Here is a 19205-nt window from a genome sequence, read left to right as displayed (position 1 = left end):
TGTGATGTTTGACAGGCAATCCCGCAGTGCGGAACCAACAATGGATAAAGTATGAAGAACTGGAGAATGCTGATTCTTGGTGTGGCAATCAGTGCCAACACCGCGTTCGCAGCACCACAAGTCGTTGATAAAGTTGCAGCCGTGGTCAATAACGGCGTGGTTCTTGAGAGTGACGTGGACGGCATGATGAGCACCGTTAAATCTCAGGCCCAGCAGGCAGGTCAGCAGTTGCCGGATGATAAAACGCTACGCCATCAGATTCTGGAACGTCAGATCATGGACAACATCATTCTGCAAATGGGTGATAAAGCGGGAGTTCAGATCAGCGACGAGCAGCTGGACCAGGCTATTCAGAACATCGCTGCGCAGAACAAGATGAGCCTTGACCAGCTGCGTAGCCGTCTGGCTTATGACGGCATGAACTACAGCGTTTATCGTTCTCAGATCCGCAAAGAGATGGCCATCGCTGAAGTGCGCAACAATGAAGTGCGTCGTCGCGTGACTATTCTGCCGCAGGAAGTTGATACGCTTGCCACTCAGATCGGTTCTCAGAATAGTCAGGGCACCGAGCTGAACGTCAGTCATATCCTGCTGCCGCTGTCGGAAAACCCGACGCAACAACAGGTTGATGAACAGGAAACGCTGGCGAAACAGCTGGTTGGCGAACTAAAAAATGGCGCTGACTTCGGCAAGATGGCCGTGACCTACTCTGCCGACTCCCAGGCGCTGAAAGGCGGCAACATGGGCTGGGGTAAAATCGAAGAGTTACCGACCCTGTTTGCTCAGGCACTGTCGAGCGCCAAAAAAGGCGATATCGTCGGTCCAATCCGCTCTGGTGTGGGCTTCCACATCCTGAAAGTAAACGACCTCCGTGGCGAGAGCAAAAATGTCTCGGTCACCGAAGTTCATTCGCGTCACATTCTGCTGAAGCCATCGCCAATCCTGACAGACGAGCAGGCACGCGCACAGCTGGAGCAGATTGCTAACGATATCCGCAGTGGTAAAACCACTTTTGCGGCGGCGGCTAAGCAATACTCTGATGACCCGGGTTCAGCGAATCAGGGCGGCGATCTTGGCTGGACCTCTCCGGAAGTCTTTGATCCGGCCTTCCGTGACGCGCTGCTGCGCCTGAAAAAAGGCCAGACCAGCCAGCCGGTTCACTCCTCTTTCGGCTGGCATCTGATTCAGTTGCTGGATACCCGTCAGGTCGATAAAACCGATGCTGCTCAGAAAGAGCGTGCTTACCGTATGCTGTTTAATCGTAAGTTCGCGGAAGAAGCACAGACCTGGATGCAGGAACAACGCGCCAGTGCCTACGTGAAGATTCTGGATGGCAATGCGCAGTAGTGCCCGTGTAGTGATCACGCCCGGCGAACCTGCCGGGATTGGTCCCGACCTTACCGTTCAGCTGGCCCAGCAGTCGTGGCCGGTTGAACTGGTGGTCTGCGCCTCGCCAGCCCTGTTGCAGCAGCGTGCGGCGCAACTCGGTCTGCCGCTGACCCTGCGACCCTACCTGCCTGGCGTGGCAGCAGAGCCACAGCAGGCGGGTACGCTGACTATCCTGCCGATTGACACGGCAGCGCCGGTCACGCCCGGCGAGCTTTGCGTCGCTAACAGCGACTATGTGCTGGCCACGCTGGCGCGCGCGTGTGACGGTTGTCTCGACGGTGAATTCGCTGCCCTGATAACCGGCCCGGTGCACAAAGGCGTCATCAATGATGCCGGCATCGCCTTTACCGGCCATACCGAATTCTTCGCCGATCGCGCAGGCGGCCATCGGGTAGTGATGATGCTGGCGACAGAAGCATTACGCGTCGCGCTGGCCACTACCCACTTGCCGCTGAAAGATGTGTCCGCTGCGGTAACGCGCGACTGTCTGCATGAAGTGATTACAATTCTGCATCGTGATCTGCAGCAGAAGTTTGCCATTGCCGAGCCGCATATTTATGTCTGTGGTCTTAACCCTCATGCGGGCGAAAGCGGCCACATGGGTCGCGAAGAGATCGAGACCATCACGCCCGCACTCAATGAACTGCGTCAGCAGGGCATTAAACTGACCGGCCCGCTGCCTGCGGATACCCTTTTCCAGCCTAAATATCTGCAACATGCCGATGCGGTGCTGGCGATGTATCACGACCAGGGCCTGCCAGTACTCAAATTTCAGGGGTTTGGCCGGGCGGTTAATATCACCCTGGGCCTGCCCTTTATCCGGACTTCAGTTGACCACGGCACCGCGCTTGAACTCGCCGGTCTGGGTCAGGCTGAACCGGGCAGCTTCATCACGGCGCTTAACCTCGCCATCACTATGATCAAGAGCAGTAATGAATAATCGCGTCCATCAGGGGCACTACGCCCGTAAACGTTTCGGGCAGAACTTCCTGAACGATCAGTACATTATCGACAGCATTGTCTCCGCCATCCATCCACAGCGCGATGAAGCGCTGGTCGAGATCGGTCCAGGCCTGGGTGCCTTAACCGAGCCGGTTGGCGATCGCCTCGATAAATTAACGGTGATAGAACTGGACCGCGATCTCGCTGCGCGTCTGGAAACCCATCCGTTTCTTGGTCCGAAGCTGACTATCTTCCAGCAGGATGCCATGACTTTCGACTTCGCCGCGCTGGCGCAGGAGAGAGGCCAGCCGCTGCGGGTATTTGGTAACCTGCCGTACAATATTTCGACCCCGCTGATGTTCCACCTTTTCAGCTATACTGGTTCGATCAAAGATATGCACTTCATGCTGCAGAAAGAGGTGGTCAATCGTCTGGTCGCCGGCCCGGGTAACAAAACCTACGGTCGTCTGACGGTAATGGCGCAGTATTATTGCCAGATCATTCCGGTGCTGGAAGTGCCTCCGCACTCCTTTACACCGCCACCGAAAGTGGACTCTGCCGTGGTGCGTCTGGTGCCCTATCCTGAGCCGCCGTACCCGGTCAGTGATGTGCGTATCCTGAGCCGTATTACTACAGAAGCGTTCGGTCAGCGTCGCAAAACGCTGCGCAACAGTCTGAGCCACATGGTGGCTGCCGGTGCGCTGGAAGAGTTATCCATAGATCCAACCCTGCGTGCCGAGAACGTCTCCGTCGCGCAATATTGTCAGCTGGCGAACTGGCTGGCGAATCATCAGGGAAAATCGCAGGAGTAAGTCATGAGTGAAACGGCCCGCGTCTCCGTCCATGTGCAAAGCCAGTACGTTGCTTCACAATCCTCACCGGATGATGATCGCTACGTCTTCGCCTATACCATTACGATTCGCAATCTGGGCCGTTCCTCCGTGCAACTGCTGGGACGTTACTGGCTGATTACCAACGGTAACGGCCGTGAAACGGAAGTTCAGGGTGAAGGTGTCGTCGGTGAACAGCCGCTTATTACACCGGGCAATGAATTTCAGTACACCAGCGGTGCCGTGATCGAAACACCGATGGGCACCATGCAGGGCCACTATGTAATGGTCGACGAACAGGGTGACACCTTCCACGTCGAGATCCCGGTGTTCCGCCTCGCCATTCAGACCCACATTCATTGATTCACACGCTTTCTGCCCGTTAAGTCGGGCACCTTCCTGATGGATAAAACGTTATGAGCACATACCTGATTGGCGACGTTCACGGTTGTTACGACGAATTACGTGCCTTGTTGCAACAGGTTGATTTCAATCCTGAGCAGGACACCCTGTGGCTGACCGGCGACCTGGTGGCGCGGGGTCCGGGCTCACTTGAGGTTCTGCGCTACGTAAAATCGCTGGGCGACGCAGTGCGGCTGGTGCTGGGCAATCACGATTTACACCTGCTGGCGGTCTATGCTGGGATCAGCCGTAATAAGCCCAAAGATCGCCTGACACCCTTGCTGGAAGCAGACGATGCGGATGAGCTGATCAACTGGCTGCGTCGTCAGCCGCTGTTACAGGTTGATGAAGAGAAAAAGCTGGTGATGGGACACGCCGGTATCACGCCGCAATGGGATATCGAGACCGCGAAAAAGTGCGCGCGTGAAGTTGAAGCGGTTCTCGCCAGCGACAGCTATCCGCTGTTTCTGGATGCCATGTATGGCGACATGCCGAACAACTGGAGCGAAGATCTGACCGGCCTGGCACGTCTGCGCTTCAGCACCAACGCCCTGACCCGCATGCGTTACTGCTTCCCCAATGGTCAGCTGGACATGATCTGTAAAGATGCCCCTGAATCTGCCCTTCCGCCGCTGAAACCCTGGTTTAACATTGGGGGGCCGGTCGCACGTGACTACACCATCGTGTTTGGTCACTGGGCCTCGCTGGAAGGCAAAGGGACGCCAGAGGGCATTATCGGTCTTGATACCGGTTGCTGCTGGGGTGGAACGCTGACCCTGCTGCACTGGGAAACGCAGCGCTATGTGGTGCAGCCTTCCAATCGCGAAAAAGCGCTGGCCTCCAGCGAAAGTCTGGCACCACCTGCGCTATAACGGTGATGCTGGCCATTAAGGCCAGCATCCTGTCTTATGCGCCGATAATGCCGCCATCCTCGCGGGTGATCATAACCACCGATGACCGGGGACGCGGACTGTTATTGGGAAAGTGCGAGTCACCCTCCTCGCCGGGATGCTGCACATTCACGAACAGCGTTTTGTAATCGGGCGTGAAGGTGATGCCGGTCAGCTCGCACGATTTGGGGCCGACCATAAACCGGCGGATCTCGCCGCTGTCAGGATCCCCCACCAGCATCTGATTGTTCCCCTGCCCCTGATAATCCTCTTTGTTACTGTATTTACCGTCGGTCAGGATCCATAACCGCCCGTGCGCATCAAACCCCAGACCATCGGGACTGTTAAAGGTGTTTTCAGCGGTGATGTTAGGCGTGCCGCGATAGATTCCCTCAGGATGCGCGATCGGATTGCCGCACAACGCATAGATATCCCACTCAAATGCCTGCGCGGTGGCATCGCCCTTCTCATCCCAGCGGATAATCTGGCCGTAAATATTTTTAGGTCGCGGATTCGCCGCATTGACCGGCATGCCTTCATTACCGCGCTTGTTGTTATTGGTCAGCGTGCAGTAAGCACGGCCATCATGCGGGTTAACGGCAATCCATTCCGGCCGGTCCATCCGCGTGGCGTTAACCACATCAGCCGCCGCTCGCGCATTAATCAGGATATCAGCCTGACTGTTAAACCCCTTTTCAGCGGTGAGTCCATTTTCGCCCCACTTCAGTGCCAGCCAGCGCCCGGAGCCTTTCAGCGGTGTGCCCTGCGTATCGCCATTGAACTGCGCCACATAGAGCGTGCCTTTATCCAGCAGTCCGTGATTGGCTTTGGCATCATCCGGGATGACCTTGTCATCTGAGACATATTTATAGATATATTCGCCGCGCTCATCATCGCCCATGTAAACCACCAGTTGGCCGGTTTTAGCCACCGTAACGGCGGCATTTTCATGCTTAAAGCGGCCCAGCGCGGTACGTTTGATCGGCACTGAGCGTGGATCAAAGGGATCGATTTCGACAATCCAGCCGTGGCGGTTAAATTCATTGGGGTTTCTGGCGATGTCGAAACGGGGATCAAAGTCGGCCCAGTTACGCTCTGGCTCGGCGGCATTCAGGGTATAGCGCTTTTGCTGCGGCGTCGGCGTAAAGTCCGCCTGATGGGTGCCAAAGTAGGTGTCGTAGTTCTCTTCACAGGTGAGATAAGTGCCCCACGGCGTTTTACCGTTGGCGCAGTTACCAAAGGTGCCCAGTACATTCATACCCTGTGGATCGGCGGCGGTCTGCAGCGCTTTATCGCCCGCTGCCGGACCGGAAAAACGCATAGGCGTATTGGCGGTGATGCGGCGGTTGTAGTCAGAAGGACGCACCACCTGCCAGCGGTTGTTCTCACCCCGTTTGACTTCAACGATGGAGATGCCGTGCGCCGCCTGCGACTTTTTCACATCTTCCAGGCTGGTCGCTTTGTTGCCGCCGTGGGCGAACAGCGTCGGCTCATTCACATATTCATTGTTGATCGCCATGACGCCACGATGGTCATCAATCGCGAAGAAGCTCATCCCATCGTTGTTGTCACCGAACTGCTTTTCCTGATCTTCCGCGCTGTTATTGCCCTGGGGATCAAATGCGACTGCGCCATTCACCAGCGGATCTCCCCATGAGATCAACACGTCTGCGCGATAGCCGGGAGCCACCACAACCTCATCGGCGGTGGATGCGGCAATCGCCTGAAAGCCCAGCAATGAGCTGCCCGCTGGCTTCTCCTGCGCCAGTGCGCTTCCTGAGAGCGTGAGGCCACCGCTCAGAAAGCCAGTCAGACCCAGAGCGCCGGAACCGGCAATGAATTTACGACGCAGAGGATCACGCAGACGGTCAGTGCTTAATGCGGAGAGTTCGGTTTTCATTTTTGATTGCTTCCTTTATGACGATCCCAGAAAAGAAGCAATGCTAATGAATAGAGATGACAGCCAGGTTACAACCTGGCAGCGGGAGGATTAGCGACGGCGGTCGAGGATCTCAAAACAGTAGCTGTGGGAGTTCTGCTCATCAGCGTCGTGAAACTCGCTGAACGTGGACTGCCACTCATCCGGCTCGTAGTCCGGGAACTGCGTATCACCTTCAACTTCCGCATCAATGTGCGTCAGATAGAGCCGATCGGCACGCTTCAGCATCTGTTCATAGACGCGTCCACCGCCAATGACCATGATCTCTTCAGCATCACCGGCTGCCTGTATCGCCTCATCCAGTGAAGTAACCCAGGTGACGCCATCCGTGGTGCCAGGCTTACTGCTGACTACGATGTTCAGTCGACCAGGTAACGGGCGACCAATGGATTCAAAGGTCAGTCGACCCATAATGACCGGTTTCTTCAGCGTATTGCGTTTGAACCACGCCAGATCTGCAGGCAGGTCCCACGGCATGGCGTTCTCCATTCCAATAATGCGATCTGTTGCTAATGCCGCGATAAGACTAATCATGTTAACCACTCACTGAAAAAAATTGGCGCCATGATACGTAAAGGTGAAACTTTCGTCGATAGGGGGAAAGGTCTATTTGCGTAAAGCTTTTCATGATGCCGTTTTTCGCGGCCTGTGCAGCGTTTTTCACCGCGTAATCGCGTCAGTTTGCTGCAGCTCGCCAGTGAATGGCCTCTGGCTGGCACAATAAGCATGCGCAAAAGAAAACGGCTCCCACAGGAGCCGTCAGGGTTATCAGAAGTCGTAGCGCACACGCACCAGATTCATATCACCCAGGTTATTAGTGCTGGAGGTGAAGACATGTTCGTAATCAACACGGAAACCATAGTCGAGGAACAGCACTACACCCAGACCGTTGTCGATGCGCTGGTAATCACGGCCTGTCATGACCTCAATGCGATCGCCCATAACATAAGGCTGCACTGCTTTCAGACCATACTGCGCCACCGGGATTTTGTAACCGGCAAAATATTCAACACCCCACGCATCGCCAGCAAAGTAGTCATGCACATCTTTGCGTTTGGTCGTCATGAAGTTCTGATACCAGCCACCACCGGCTGACAACGTCCAGTTGCCTGGTGTCCAGCTTAATGCAGTGCCGTAAATGTTCTGATCGTAGTCGCGGCTGTCGCCATTGTTCGGGTTACGCATCGCCGCGCGGGTGTAGTTCCACGCAGTGCCCCAGCTCAGATCGTCTGTGATGTGGTAATCCACGCCCAGCGAGCCGCCGCCTTTGCGCTTATAGCGCAGACCGTTGCCCGGCAGATACTCGTTATCGTCGAACAGATAAGAAGCGTAGATATCCGCATCGCCGAAGGTGTTTTTGTACTTCAGCTGCTTACGTGAACGGTAAGATCCGTCGTAGTCGCCGTTGATTCCGTTGCCCGGCGCCTGGCCGACCATGTCGTAATCCCAGATATCGGTCTTCGCCCCGACGGTGTCGTAATAGACGCTGTTCTGCTGACCAAAGGTAAGCTGACCCCAGGTTTTGCTTTTCAGACCGGTGTAGAGCTGGCGACGCGTAGTCTTATTGGCACCGTCCGCATAGTGACGATCCCAGCTGAAGACGGCCGGAACGTTAACGCCCAGCTCGTAGTAGCTAATCCAGCTGACATCATCAAAGAGGTAATAGTCAGCGCCGAAACGGAAACGGGTGCCGCCATCAAAACCGTCACGCTTGTAGGATTTGTCATCTACACCAGTCTGATGATTGAACTGAGCACGAACGCTGCCGCCAACCGCAAAGTTAAGACGGCTAAGCGGATCGCCCGCCTGCGGATCCTGTTTTAACAGCGTCACTTCCGCCTGGCTGGCGAAAGGAAGAATAGCCATCAGTGCAGCCACTGCACTCAGAGAAAAAGTACGCATTTTCATTTTTATATATGTCCCGATACGCTCCAGTGATGAGCGGCAGGCATAGTACTGGCGAAAAATCCGCACAGGAAGTGTTTATATTATAAATTTGTGCGAACCGGCCCCATTCGCACCTATAGCTAAAAAATTAAGCCAAATCAGATACTTTAACGCAAACTCCAGACTCTTTCTGGACCTGACTTTCAGATTATCGCCAATGAAGCGGCAAAAAAAACGGCTCCCGAAGGAGCCGTTTTTCGCATCACATCACCTTACATGGCCTTTATCTGGGCATGCATTTCCTGAACGGAGATAACCTGTTCCGTCGGGTCTGCATTCAGCGCCATTGCAGTCGCGAAGCCACCGTTCAGCGTGGTGTCGTAGTGCACTTTATACTGCAGTGCGCTGCGGCGAATCAGCTTAGAATCTTCAATCGCCTGACGACCCGCCGTGGTATTGACGATATAGCTATACTCACCATTCTTCAGACGGTCCTGAATGTGCGGACGACCTTCATGTACCTTGTTCACCAGGCGCGGATTGATACCCGCTTCGCCCAGCACAACCGCCGTGCCGTGAGTCGCATCCAGTTCGAAACCAAACTTCTGCAGCTTAGCGGCCAGGTCAACGATACGTTTCTTGTCGCCTTCACGCACCGACAGCAGCGCGCGGCCCGACTTCTTCATGTTGCTCTGCGCGCCCAGCATCGCTTTAGAGAATGCCTCAGCGAACGTGCGGCCCACACCCATGACTTCACCGGTAGAGCGCATTTCTGGCCCCAGAATCGGGTCAACGCCCTGGAACTTGTTGAACGGCAGCACCACTTCTTTAACAGAGTAGTAAGGCGGAATCACTTCTTCAGTGACGCCCTGCTCTGCCAGCGTTTTACCTGCCATCACGCGCGCGGCCACTTTCGCCAGCGGGACACCGGTCGCTTTAGAGACAAACGGCACGGTACGCGCCGCACGTGGGTTCACTTCGATCAGGTAGACTTCGTTGTCTTTTACCGCGAACTGGACGTTCATCAGACCGCGAACGTTCAGTTCGAACGCCAGTTTCTCAACCTGCTGGCGCATCACATTCTGAATCTCCTGATTCAGGGTGTAGGCCGGCAGTGAACAGGCGGAGTCACCGGAGTGAACGCCAGCCTGCTCGATGTGTTCCATGATGCCACCAATCAGCACCCGCTCCCCGTCGCAAATCGCATCCACATCCACTTCAACCGCATCATCCAGGAAGCGATCCAGCAGCACCGGCGCATCATTGGAAACCGAAACTGCAGTCTGGAAGTAGCGTTTCAGGTCAATCTCATCGTAGACGATTTCCATGGCACGGCCGCCCAGCACATAAGAAGGACGCACCACCAGCGGATAACCCAGGCCAGCCGCTTTCTCCACCGCCTGCTCCAGCGTCGCAACTGTGGCGTTAGCCGGTTGCTTCAGGTTCAGGCGATCGACCGCCTGCTGGAAACGCTCACGGTCTTCAGCACGGTCAATTGAGTCCGGGCTGGTACCGATAACCGGTACGCCTGCGGCTTCCAGCGCACGCGCCAGTTTCAGCGGGGTCTGACCGCCATACTGCACGATGACGCCTTTTGGCTGCTCAATGCGCACAATCTCCAGCACATCTTCCAGCGTGACCGGCTCGAAGTAGAGGCGATCAGAGGTGTCGTAATCGGTCGAGACGGTTTCCGGGTTACAGTTGACCATAATGGTCTGATAACCATCTTCACGCAGCGCCAGGGCAGCGTGAACGCAGCAGTAGTCGAATTCGATACCCTGACCGATACGGTTGGGCCCACCACCCAGAATCATGATTTTTTCGCGATCCTGACTTGGGTTGGCTTCGCACTCCTCTTCATAAGTGGAATACATGTAGGCAGTATCCGTCGCGAATTCTGCAGCACAGGTATCTACGCGCTTATAGACCGGGTGCAGGTTAAACTGCTGACGCAGCTTGCGGATTTCGCTCTCTGCCACACCCGCCAGCGTCGCCAGCCGTGCATCGGCAAAGCCTTTACGCTTCAGCGTGCGCAGGAAGGTCGCATCCAGGCTGTTCACGCCTTCGCGGGCCACCTGATCTTCAAGTTTCACCAGCTCTTCAATCTGCACCAGGAACCAGCGGTCCACATTGGTCAGGTTGAATACGCCATCCACTGACATACCTGCACGGAAAGCGTCTGCGATGTACCAGATGCGGTCTGAACCGGCATCTTTCAGCTCGCGGCGGATGCGGGTTAACGCTTCCGGATCGTCAAGGTGTACTTTCGGGTCGAAGCCATTAGCACCCACTTCCAGGCCGCGCAGCGCTTTCTGCATGGATTCCTGGAATGTGCGCCCAATCGCCATCACTTCACCGACCGACTTCATCTGCGTGGTCAGGCGATCGTTGGCACCGGCAAATTTTTCAAAGTTGAAACGTGGGATCTTGGTGACGACGTAGTCGATTGAAGGCTCGAACGAGGCTGGCGTTAAACCGCCGGTAATATCGTTCATCAGCTCGTCGAGGGTATAGCCGACCGCCAGTTTGGCCGCCACTTTAGCAATCGGGAAGCCGGTCGCTTTTGACGCCAGCGCCGAGGAGCGCGACACGCGTGGGTTCATCTCGATGACAATCAGACGGCCATCTTTCGGGTTAACCGAGAACTGCACGTTGGAGCCGCCGGTTTCAACACCGATTTCACGCAGTACCGCCAGCGAGGCGTTACGCATGATCTGATACTCTTTGTCGGTCAGCGTCTGGGCAGGCGCAACCGTGATGGAGTCACCGGTGTGAATCCCCATCGCGTCGAAGTTCTCAATTGAGCAGACGATGATGCAGTTGTCGTTTTTATCACGCACGACTTCCATCTCATACTCTTTCCAGCCAATCAGCGACTCATCAATCAGTAACTCGTTGGTCGGTGAGAGGTCGAGACCGCGTTCGCAAATCTCCTCAAACTCTTCGCGGTTGTAGGCGATGCCGCCACCGGTGCCGCCCATGGTAAAGGAGGGACGGATAATGCACGGGAAGCCAACATCTTCCGCTACGGCCAGCGCTTCTTCCATGGTGTGTGCAATGCCGGAGCGCGCGGTATCGAGGCCAATGCTTTTCATCGCCACGTCGAAACGACGACGATCTTCTGCTTTATCGATCGCATCAGCAGTCGCGCCAATCATGGTGACGCCAAACTCTTCCAGCACGCCATGACGTTCTAGCTCCAGCGCACAGTTCAGCGCTGTCTGTCCGCCCATCGTTGGCAATACCGCATCCGGACGCTCTTTTTCGATGATTTTACGCACCACTTCCCAGTGAATCGGCTCAATGTAGGTCGCATCAGCCATTTCCGGGTCGGTCATAATGGTCGCCGGGTTGGAGTTCACCAGAATGACGCGGTAACCCTCTTCACGTAGCGCTTTACACGCCTGCGCACCGGAATAATCAAATTCGCAGGCCTGGCCGATCACAATCGGACCGGCACCAAGAATCAGGATGGATTTTAGGTCTGTACGTTTTGGCATGAATTAGCTCCTGATTACTTCGCTTGCAGACGGAATGCGTCAATCAATTCAATAAAGTGGTCAAACAGCGGCGCAGCATCACCGGGACCCGGGCTGGCTTCAGGGTGTCCCTGGAAGCTGAATGCTGGCTTGTCAGTGCGGTGAATGCCCTGAACGGTTTTATCGAACAACGAAATGTGGGTTACACGCAGGTTCGCGGGCAGATTGTTTTCATCCACCGCAAAACCGTGGTTCTGCGCCGTGATCATCACGCGGTTGTTTTCGAGATCTTTCACCGGATGGTTGCCGCCGTGGTGGCCGAGCTTCATCTTTACGGTCTTAGCACCGCTGGCCAGCGCCAGTAGCTGATGACCCAGACAGATACCAAAGACCGGAATCTCTGTCTTCAGGAAGGCCTGAATGGCGCTGATAGCGTAATCGCACGGCTCCGGGTCGCCAGGACCGTTGGAGAGGAAGATACCATCCGGATTCAGCTTCAGTACTTCTTCGGCTGGCGTCTGTGCCGGAACGACGGTCAGACGGCAGCCGCGATCCACCAGCATGCGCAGGATGTTGCGCTTAACGCCGTAATCGTAAGCCACCACGTGGTAAGGCAGCGACGCCGCAGCAGCCTGCTCTGGCAGGCCCGCGTCCAGCGTCCAGCTGCCCTGCTGCCAGCTGTACGTTTCAGTGGTGCAGACCTCTTTCGCCAGATCCATCCCTTTCAGTCCCGGGAACGCCTGCGCTTTTTGCAGCGCCAGCGCGGCATCCGGATTGTCGCCCGCGATGATGCAGCCATTCTGCGCCCCTTTTTCTCGCAGCAGGCGCGTCAGCTTGCGGGTATCGATATCGGCAATCCCCACGATGTTATTTCGCTGCAGGTAAGCAGATAAGCCCTCTTCGCTACGGAAGTTGCTGGCAATCAGCGGCAGGTCACGAATAACCAGGCCTTGCGCATGAATCTGACTGGATTCTTCATCGGCAGCATTGACACCGACATTACCGATATGGGGATAAGTGAGAGTAACGATTTGGCGGGAATAGGAAGGATCAGTGAGGATTTCTTGATAACCGGTCATTGAGGTGTTGAAAACGACTTCCCCCACTGCCGACCCTGTTGCCCCGATGGCCCGACCGTGGAATTGGGTTCCGTCTTCCAGAACCAAAAGTGCTGACTTAATCAAAACATCCTCCAGGGAATAAACAGTCAATATATCTGCATATTAATTCAAAATAGCCGCCTGAATCAATGCAAAAACCGCCTGAATTGTCGATTTTTGGCAAATTGCGCGCATTCTAATGATCGCCCTGGTCATTGTCTACCCTGGAGTGGATTTTTTTCATGGTTATCTGCCTTATGAGGAATAAAACGGGCATAAGCGGCAAAAAGAGGTGAAAACTCGGCGGAATAATCGTTTGCCAGGCAGCGTTAAAACTAAAATGGCGCAACAGGACCTTCATTTTTGACCAAATGGTCAAAAATGGCATTTAGCTGAGCGGATAAAGCAGAAAAACAGATAAAAATAAGAGTTAAAGATAGATTCTAGAACAGAATGACATTTTTCAGATAAAATTAAGGGCAATGAAAACATTGCCCCTTTTCAATCAAGTGATTACCGATTGAAATAACCACATCACGATGGTTCACAACACTTACAACATCGACAAATCCAGCACATCACGCATATCAAAAAGGCCAGATTTTTTATCTTTCAGCCATAAAGCTGACTTAACTGCGCCTTTTGCAAAGGTCATGCGGCTTGAAGCCTTGTGGGTAATCTCTACCCGCTCTCCGATATCTGCAAAAATTGCTGTATGCTCACCGACGATGTCACCCGCGCGTACCGTCGCAAAACCAATAGTCTGCGGCTGGCGTTCGCCGGTGTGACCTTCGCGCGTATAAACTGCATGCTCATCCAGTTTCCACTGCATTGCGTCGGCTATCGCCTCACCCATCGCCAGCGCGGTGCCAGACGGCGCATCCACTTTATGGCGGTGGTGTGCTTCAACAATCTCAATATCCGCGTACTCACCCATCACTTTGGCAGCCTTCTCTAACAGTTTCAGCACCAGGTTAACCCCCACGCTGAAGTTAGCGGCAAACACAATGGCGATATCTTCCGCCGCCGTGCGAATGGCCGCTTTGCCCGCCTCATCAAAACCGGTGGTGCCAATCACCATCGCTTTGCCGTACTCACGGCAGATCGCCATATACGCCAGCGTGCCTTCCGGGCGGGTGAAATCGATCAGCACATCAAAGTCGTTGATCACCGCGCGTAAATCGTCTGCGATGATGATCCCATTTTTTCCGATGCCCGCTAATTCACCAGCGTCGCTGCCGGTCAGCGATGAGCCTGAGCGGACCAGTGCCGCACCCAGTTCTACGCCTTCTGCTTGTTGCGTCGCCTGAATCAGATTACGGCCCATTCGGCCCGGCGCGCCCACAATAGCAATGCGGATAGTGTTCATATTTATTCATTCCTAAAACAAAACTATGCATCCAAAGCGTCATCAGGTTAACGATGAGTTAACATTCACGCCACTATTAATCCGTGATAATAAGAATTTTATGCCAGCCGCCTGTGATTATCAGTAAAAGCAATCATCGCAGCAATTCATGGCATTTCTGGCAGACTACAAAAACAAAAAAGACCGAACAGAGTCGGCCTTTTTATCAATCATATCGAAGCGTTACTGCACGTTGCGTACTTCGACGCGCAACTCTTTAGGCACTTCAAAGACAATATTCTCTTCACGACCAATGAGCTCAATCGCCGCTTCGCCGCCCAGCTCACGCAGACGCTGGATCACCTGCTGCACCAGAATATCGGGGGCTGAGGCACCTGCGGTAACGCCGATGCAGGCCACGCCTTTTACCCACTCTTCCTGAATATCATCCGCAGAATCGATCAGCTTCGCCAGTTTACCGGCACGCTGTGCCAGCTCGGCCAGACGGTTAGAGTTCGAGGAGTTCTTCGAACCGACCACCAGCACCACTTCTGCATCTTTCGCCAGCGTACGAACGGCTTCCTGACGGTTGGTGGTGGCGTAGCAGATATCATCTTTACGCGGCCCGATGATCGCCGGGAAACGCTGACGCAGGGCATCAATGATGTCAGAGGTGTCATCCACAGAAAGCGTGGTCTGCGTCATGAAGCTCAGATTGTTTTCGTCTTTGACGGTCAGTCTGAAGACATCGTCCGGTGATTCCACCAGATACATGCCACCATTGGGGTTGTTGTACTGCCCCATAGTGCCTTCAACTTCCGGATGACCCGCATGACCAATCAGTATTGCTTCAACGCCTTTACGGCTAGCGCGCGCGACTTCCATATGGACTTTAGTCACCAGCGGACAGGTGGCGTCGAACAGCATGGTCAGATTGCGCGCTTTAGCTTCGGCCCGCACCGCCTGTGAAACCCCGTGCGCGGAGAAGATCAGAATTGCGTTATCCGGCACTTCACTGATCTCTTCAATGAAGATGGCACCACGCTCACGCAGGCTGTTCACCACGTAACGGTTATGCACCACTTCGTGACGGACATAGATTGGCGCGCCATACATCTCCAGCGCGCGCTCTACAATACTGATGGCGCGATCAACGCCAGCGCAGAAACCGCGCGGATTAGCTAACAGGATTTGCATCGTTCGCCTCCAGTGCCGGATCGATTTCCAGCACCTCTACATCAAACTGAATACGACGACCTGCCAGCGGATGGTTAAAATCCACGGTGATCGAGTCTCCGGAAACTTCACGGATCACGCCTGGCATTTCACTGCCGCCCATGCCGCTGAACAGCATGATGGCACCCACTTCCGGTTCGCCTGCATCAATAAAGTCCCGACGCGAGAAATACTGGATCAGGTCCGGGCTGACGCCACCAAAGGCGTCTTCCGGCTCGAGGGTGAACTGTTTGGTTTCACCCGCTTTCAGCCCCAGTAGTGCCTGCTCAAGCGCTGCAGAGAGGCTGCCATCACCGAGACGAAACAGCGCGGGCTTGCCGTTTGCACGGGTCGATTCCGCCGTCGAGCCATCTTCCAGCTTCAGCGTAAAATGCACCAACACCGCGCTTTCGCGCTGTACGGACTCAGTCATCACTTACCCTTTCTGTTTAGCTTGTTTGCCGTTCGGGCTGAAAAAGCCCTCCAGCACCACCAGTGCGGCACCAATACAGATGCCGCAGTCAGCGATATTAAATGTAGCGAAGTGCCAGTTACCGACATAGAAATCGATAAAATCGACCACGAAGCCGTGGTAGGAGCGATCGAACAGATTGCCGATCGCGCCACCAATGATCAGAGCATAGGCGATGTTAGCCATCTTCTGACTGGCATGATTACGATACATCATCACCATCAGTGAGATCACGATAGCCAGCGCGATACCCGCAAAGAACCAGCGCTGCCAGCCGCCTTTGTCTGCCAGGAAGCTGAATGCCGCGCCATAGTTGTGCGCGTAGAACAGGTTCAGGTAGGGCATAAGCGGCTGGGTTTCATGCAGCATCATGTTGTTCATCACCCACTGCTTACTGGCGAAGTCGACAACAATCACCACCAGCACCAGCCAAAGCCAGCGCAATCCGGTTGAGAAAATAGGTTTACGCATCAGGCAAATTCACGCTGTTCGCCGTCACCGGCTACGTTAGTGTAACAACGACCACAGACCTCAGCGTGCTCAGGATTCTGCCCGACGTCGGTAGTGTAATGCCAGCAGCGCTGACATTTCTCGCCTTCCGCCTTGTGCAGCGCGATTTTCAGACCTTTCAGCAGTTCACTCTGCTGCGCTTCGTCGTTCGCCAGGGCGTAATCCGCTACCTGTGCGCCAGAAGTCAGCAGCACAAAGCGCAGTTCGTTGCCCAGCGCCTGCAGTTTAGCGGCCAGCTCCGGATCGGCATACAGCGTGACCGTTGCTTCCAGTGCGCCTCCGATACGTTTATCCGCACGTGCCTGCTCGATCACTTTGTTCACTTCGCCACGCACTTTCAGCAGCTCGGCCCAGTAGGCGTCATTCAGTGCTTCATCTTCCGCCAGGCCAAACAGACCCTGATACCACTCTTCGGTGAAGACATACTGCGCACGTTCGCCTGGCAGATAGCCCCAGATCTCATCCGCAGTAAAGGACATGATCGGTGCCATCCAGCGCACCAGCGCTTCGACGATATGCCATAGCGCGGTCTGGCAGCTGCGACGCGCCAGGCCATCGCCTTTCGCGGTGTACTGACGATCCTTGATAATATCGAGATAGAAGCTGCCCATCTCAATCGAACAGAACTGCATCAGACGCTGGATCACTTCGTGGAAATCGTAGTTCTCGTATGAGGCAACGATATCAGCCTGTGCCGCCTGTGCACGACCCACTGCCCAACGATCCACTACGACCATCTCTTCTGGTTTCACCAGATCGGTGGCCGGGTTGAAGCCGCTGAGGTTAGCCAGCAGGAAACGCGCGGTGTTACGGATGCGACGATAAGCATCGGCAGAGCGCTTAAGGATCTCATCAGAGACCGCCATTTCACCCGAGTAATCGGTTGAGGCCACCCACAGACGCAGAATATCGGCACCAAGTTTGTTCATCACATCCTGCGGCGCGACCGTATTGCCGATTGATTTCGACATCTTACGGCCCTGACCGTCCACGGTGAAACCGTGCGTCAGTACCTGACGATAAGGCGCTTTGCCCTTCATTGCCGTGGAGATCATCAGCGAGGACATAAACCAGCCGCGATGCTGATCGGATCCTTCCAGATAGAGGTCAGGAGCATGTCCGCCAAATTCCGGACGCGCATCAACCACGGAATAGCTGGTTGAACCAGAGTCAAACCAGACATCCAGCGTATCCGGCACTTTGACGTAATGATCGGCGTCGTCGCCCATCAGTTCGCGCGGGTCGAGATCCCACCAGGCCTGAATACCCTCCTGCTCAACACGCTGCGCCACTTTCTCCATCAGCGCCAGTGTGTCCGGATGCAGCTCTTCGCTCTCTTTATGAACGAACAGTGCCATCGGTACGCCCCAGGTACGCTGACGAGAGATGCACCAGTCAGGACGGTTCGCCACCATGGATTCGATACGCGCCTGGCCCCAGTCCGGGATCCACTGCACGCCTTTGATCTCTTTCAGTGACTGCGCACGCAATCCTTTCTGATCCATGCTGATGAACCACTGCGGCGTAGCGCGGAAGATGATCGGCGTTTTATGACGCCAGCAGTGCGGATAGCTGTGCAGCAGTTTCTCAACGTGCAGCAGCGCGCCCTTCTCTTTCAGCAGTTCAACGATCAGGTCGTTGGCTTTAAAGACGTTGACCCCATCCAGCGTCGGATAAGTGCCTGGCAGATAGCTGCCATCCGGTCCGACCGGGTTAGCCGTTTCGATGCCATATTTCTGACCGATGACATAGTCATCCGGGCCGTGGCCTGGCGCGGTGTGAACGGCACCGGTACCCGCGTCTAGGGTCACGTGCTCGCCCAGTACGACCAGCGACTCAATCGCCAGGAACGGATGCTGGAACTTCTGCAGCTCCAGTGCAGCGCCCTGACATTCGCCCAGTACCTGCCATTCGCTGACACCGGCGCGCTTCATGACGCTTTCCACCAGCTCTTTCGCCAGGATCAGGGCACGGCCCTCGATCTGGATCAGCTGATACTCAAATTCAGGATGCAGGGAGATGGCGCGGTTAGCCGGTAATGTCCACGGCGTTGTCGTCCAGATCACCAGTGAGATCGGGCCATTGACCTGGGATACGCCAAACGCCCCACGCACCGCATCGGTATCGATGGCGTTAAACATCACATCAATCGACGGAGACGTTTTGTCGTAATACTCCACTTCCGCTTCTGCCAGGGCAGAACGGCAATCCAGGCACCAGTGCACCGGCTTCGCGCCTTTGTGCAGATGGCCGTTGCCGATGATTTTACCCAGCGCACGAATGATGTTGGCTTCGGTTCCGAAATCCATGGTCAGGTAAGGACGATCCCAGTCGCCCAGCACGCCGAGACGAATAAAGTCCGCCTTCTGGCCTTCAACCTGTTCAGCGGCGTATTTGCGGCACGCTGCACGGAATTCAGCGGCGGTGACTTTCTCGCCTGGCTTGCCGATCATCTGCTCAACTTTGTGTTCAATTGGCAGACCGTGACAATCCCAGCCCGGCACATACGGCGAGTCGTAACCCGCCATGCCTTTCGACTTAACGATAATGTCTTTCAGAATCTTGTTAACGGAGTGACCAATATGAATGCTGCCGTTCGCATACGGAGGGCCATCATGCAGGATAAAGGTTTTTTTCCCTTTTTTGGCTTCGCGGATGATGCCGTACAGGTTGTCGGCATTCCAGCGTTGCAACATTCCCGGTTCGCGTTTGGCCAGATCGCCACGCATCGGGAATCCCGTTTCCGGCAAATTCAGGGTAGATTTATAGTCACTCATCAGATTCTCGATTCCGTTTTTCGCT

15 protein-coding genes are annotated in these 19205 nt (G+C 55.0%); 5 read left to right on the top strand and 10 right to left on the bottom strand.

Annotated elements, in window-relative coordinates:
* Window positions 1-51: 51 nt before the first annotated feature.
* Genes surA through apaH form a run of 5 tightly spaced genes read left to right on the top strand, consistent with a single transcriptional unit; the run spans window position 52 to window position 4435 of the window.
* On the top strand, window positions 52-1347 hold the full coding sequence (gene surA / locus HZZ01_RS12055; RefSeq protein ID WP_179897624.1) for a peptidylprolyl isomerase SurA: 1296 nt from the start codon (window positions 52-54) through the stop codon (window positions 1345-1347).
* The gene (pdxA, locus tag HZZ01_RS12050; protein WP_179897622.1) at window positions 1337-2329 is read left to right on the top strand and encodes a 4-hydroxythreonine-4-phosphate dehydrogenase PdxA; all 993 of its coding nucleotides are present in this window, start codon (window positions 1337-1339) and stop codon (window positions 2327-2329) included. The genes surA and pdxA overlap by 11 nt, the downstream gene beginning before the upstream one ends.
* On the top strand, window positions 2322-3143 hold the full coding sequence (gene rsmA, locus HZZ01_RS12045) for a 16S rRNA (adenine(1518)-N(6)/adenine(1519)-N(6))-dimethyltransferase RsmA (RefSeq protein ID WP_179897621.1): 822 nt from the start codon (window positions 2322-2324) through the stop codon (window positions 3141-3143). Before pdxA ends, rsmA begins: the two co-directional genes overlap by 8 nt.
* Window positions 3144-3146: 3 nt before the next feature.
* Window positions 3147-3524, top strand: a complete 378-nt coding sequence (apaG, locus tag HZZ01_RS12040) for a Co2+/Mg2+ efflux protein ApaG (RefSeq protein ID WP_179897619.1) — start codon at window positions 3147-3149, stop codon at window positions 3522-3524.
* A gap of 53 nt (window positions 3525-3577) precedes the next feature.
* Complete coding sequence (gene apaH, locus HZZ01_RS12035) at window positions 3578-4435, top strand: bis(5'-nucleosyl)-tetraphosphatase (symmetrical) ApaH (protein ID WP_179897617.1); 858 nt, start codon at window positions 3578-3580, stop codon at window positions 4433-4435.
* A 34-nt stretch (window positions 4436-4469) separates the two neighbouring features.
* Here apaH and HZZ01_RS12030 read toward each other — a convergent pair whose 3' ends face one another.
* The 10 genes from HZZ01_RS12030 to ileS form a co-directional block, all read right to left on the bottom strand.
* Complete coding sequence (locus HZZ01_RS12030; RefSeq protein WP_179897615.1) at window positions 4470-6353, bottom strand: PhoX family phosphatase; 1884 nt, start codon at window positions 6351-6353, stop codon at window positions 4470-4472.
* Between the two features lie 90 nt (window positions 6354-6443).
* A complete protein-coding gene (folA, locus tag HZZ01_RS12025) occupies window positions 6444-6926 on the bottom strand; it encodes a type 3 dihydrofolate reductase (protein WP_179897614.1) in 483 nt (160 codons plus the stop codon).
* A gap of 234 nt (window positions 6927-7160) precedes the next feature.
* Window positions 7161-8300, bottom strand: a complete 1140-nt coding sequence (locus HZZ01_RS12020) for a porin (protein WP_179897612.1) — start codon at window positions 8298-8300, stop codon at window positions 7161-7163.
* A 251-nt stretch (window positions 8301-8551) separates the two neighbouring features.
* The gene (carB, locus tag HZZ01_RS12015; protein WP_179897610.1) at window positions 8552-11779 is read right to left on the bottom strand and encodes a carbamoyl-phosphate synthase large subunit; all 3228 of its coding nucleotides are present in this window, start codon (window positions 11777-11779) and stop codon (window positions 8552-8554) included.
* Window positions 11780-11793: 14 nt separating this feature from the next.
* Window positions 11794-12942, bottom strand: a complete 1149-nt coding sequence (gene carA / locus HZZ01_RS12010; protein ID WP_179897608.1) for a glutamine-hydrolyzing carbamoyl-phosphate synthase small subunit — start codon at window positions 12940-12942, stop codon at window positions 11794-11796.
* A 469-nt stretch (window positions 12943-13411) separates the two neighbouring features.
* The gene (gene dapB / locus HZZ01_RS12005; RefSeq protein WP_179897606.1) at window positions 13412-14227 is read right to left on the bottom strand and encodes a 4-hydroxy-tetrahydrodipicolinate reductase; all 816 of its coding nucleotides are present in this window, start codon (window positions 14225-14227) and stop codon (window positions 13412-13414) included.
* Window positions 14228-14449: 222 nt separating this feature from the next.
* Window positions 14450-15403, bottom strand: a complete 954-nt coding sequence (ispH, locus tag HZZ01_RS12000; protein ID WP_179897604.1) for a 4-hydroxy-3-methylbut-2-enyl diphosphate reductase — start codon at window positions 15401-15403, stop codon at window positions 14450-14452.
* Window positions 15384-15854 (bottom strand): FKBP-type peptidyl-prolyl cis-trans isomerase, encoded by a 471-nt coding sequence (gene fkpB, locus HZZ01_RS11995; protein WP_136196733.1) that lies wholly within the window; start codon window positions 15852-15854, stop codon window positions 15384-15386. Before fkpB ends, ispH begins: the two co-directional genes overlap by 20 nt.
* Before the next feature lie 3 nt (window positions 15855-15857).
* Entirely contained in the window at window positions 15858-16364 is a 507-nt protein-coding gene (gene lspA, locus HZZ01_RS11990) for a signal peptidase II (RefSeq protein WP_179897602.1), read from the bottom strand.
* Window positions 16364-19180 carry an isoleucine--tRNA ligase gene (gene ileS / locus HZZ01_RS11985; protein ID WP_179897600.1) on the bottom strand — a complete coding sequence of 939 codons (2817 nt, stop codon included), beginning with the start codon at window positions 19178-19180 and terminating at the stop codon, window positions 16364-16366. Before ileS ends, lspA begins: the two co-directional genes overlap by 1 nt.
* Window positions 19181-19205: the final 25 nt, after the last annotated feature.

Source organism: Pantoea sp. WMus005 (assembly GCF_013415305.1).
Lineage (GTDB): Bacteria > Pseudomonadota > Gammaproteobacteria > Enterobacterales > Enterobacteriaceae > Pantoea > Pantoea rara.
Note: the sequence above shows the minus strand (reverse complement) of the source record. Positions and strands in the feature narration are given on the sequence as shown.

Excerpts from the sequence above, each read along its gene's own strand:
- surA (WP_179897624.1), top strand. The coding sequence starts at position 52 with ATGAAGAACTGGAGAATGCTGATTCTTGGTGTGGCAATCAGTGCCAAC.
- pdxA (WP_179897622.1), top strand. The coding sequence starts at position 1,337 with ATGCGCAGTAGTGCCCGTGTAGTGATCACGCCCGGCGAACCTGCCGGG.
- rsmA (WP_179897621.1), top strand. The coding sequence starts at position 2,322 with ATGAATAATCGCGTCCATCAGGGGCACTACGCCCGTAAACGTTTCGGG.
- apaG (WP_179897619.1), top strand. The coding sequence starts at position 3,147 with ATGAGTGAAACGGCCCGCGTCTCCGTCCATGTGCAAAGCCAGTACGTT.
- apaH (WP_179897617.1), top strand. The coding sequence starts at position 3,578 with ATGAGCACATACCTGATTGGCGACGTTCACGGTTGTTACGACGAATTA.
- HZZ01_RS12030 (WP_179897615.1), bottom strand. The coding sequence starts at position 6,353 with ATGAAAACCGAACTCTCCGCATTAAGCACTGACCGTCTGCGTGATCCT.
- folA (WP_179897614.1), bottom strand. The coding sequence starts at position 6,926 with ATGATTAGTCTTATCGCGGCATTAGCAACAGATCGCATTATTGGAATG.
- HZZ01_RS12020 (WP_179897612.1), bottom strand. The coding sequence starts at position 8,300 with ATGAAAATGCGTACTTTTTCTCTGAGTGCAGTGGCTGCACTGATGGCT.
- carB (WP_179897610.1), bottom strand. The coding sequence starts at position 11,779 with ATGCCAAAACGTACAGACCTAAAATCCATCCTGATTCTTGGTGCCGGT.
- dapB (WP_179897606.1), bottom strand. The coding sequence starts at position 14,227 with ATGAACACTATCCGCATTGCTATTGTGGGCGCGCCGGGCCGAATGGGC.
- ispH (WP_179897604.1), bottom strand. The coding sequence starts at position 15,403 with ATGCAAATCCTGTTAGCTAATCCGCGCGGTTTCTGCGCTGGCGTTGAT.
- fkpB (WP_136196733.1), bottom strand. The coding sequence starts at position 15,854 with ATGACTGAGTCCGTACAGCGCGAAAGCGCGGTGTTGGTGCATTTTACG.
- lspA (WP_179897602.1), bottom strand. The coding sequence starts at position 16,364 with ATGCGTAAACCTATTTTCTCAACCGGATTGCGCTGGCTTTGGCTGGTG.
- ileS (WP_179897600.1), bottom strand. The coding sequence starts at position 19,180 with ATGAGTGACTATAAATCTACCCTGAATTTGCCGGAAACGGGATTCCCG.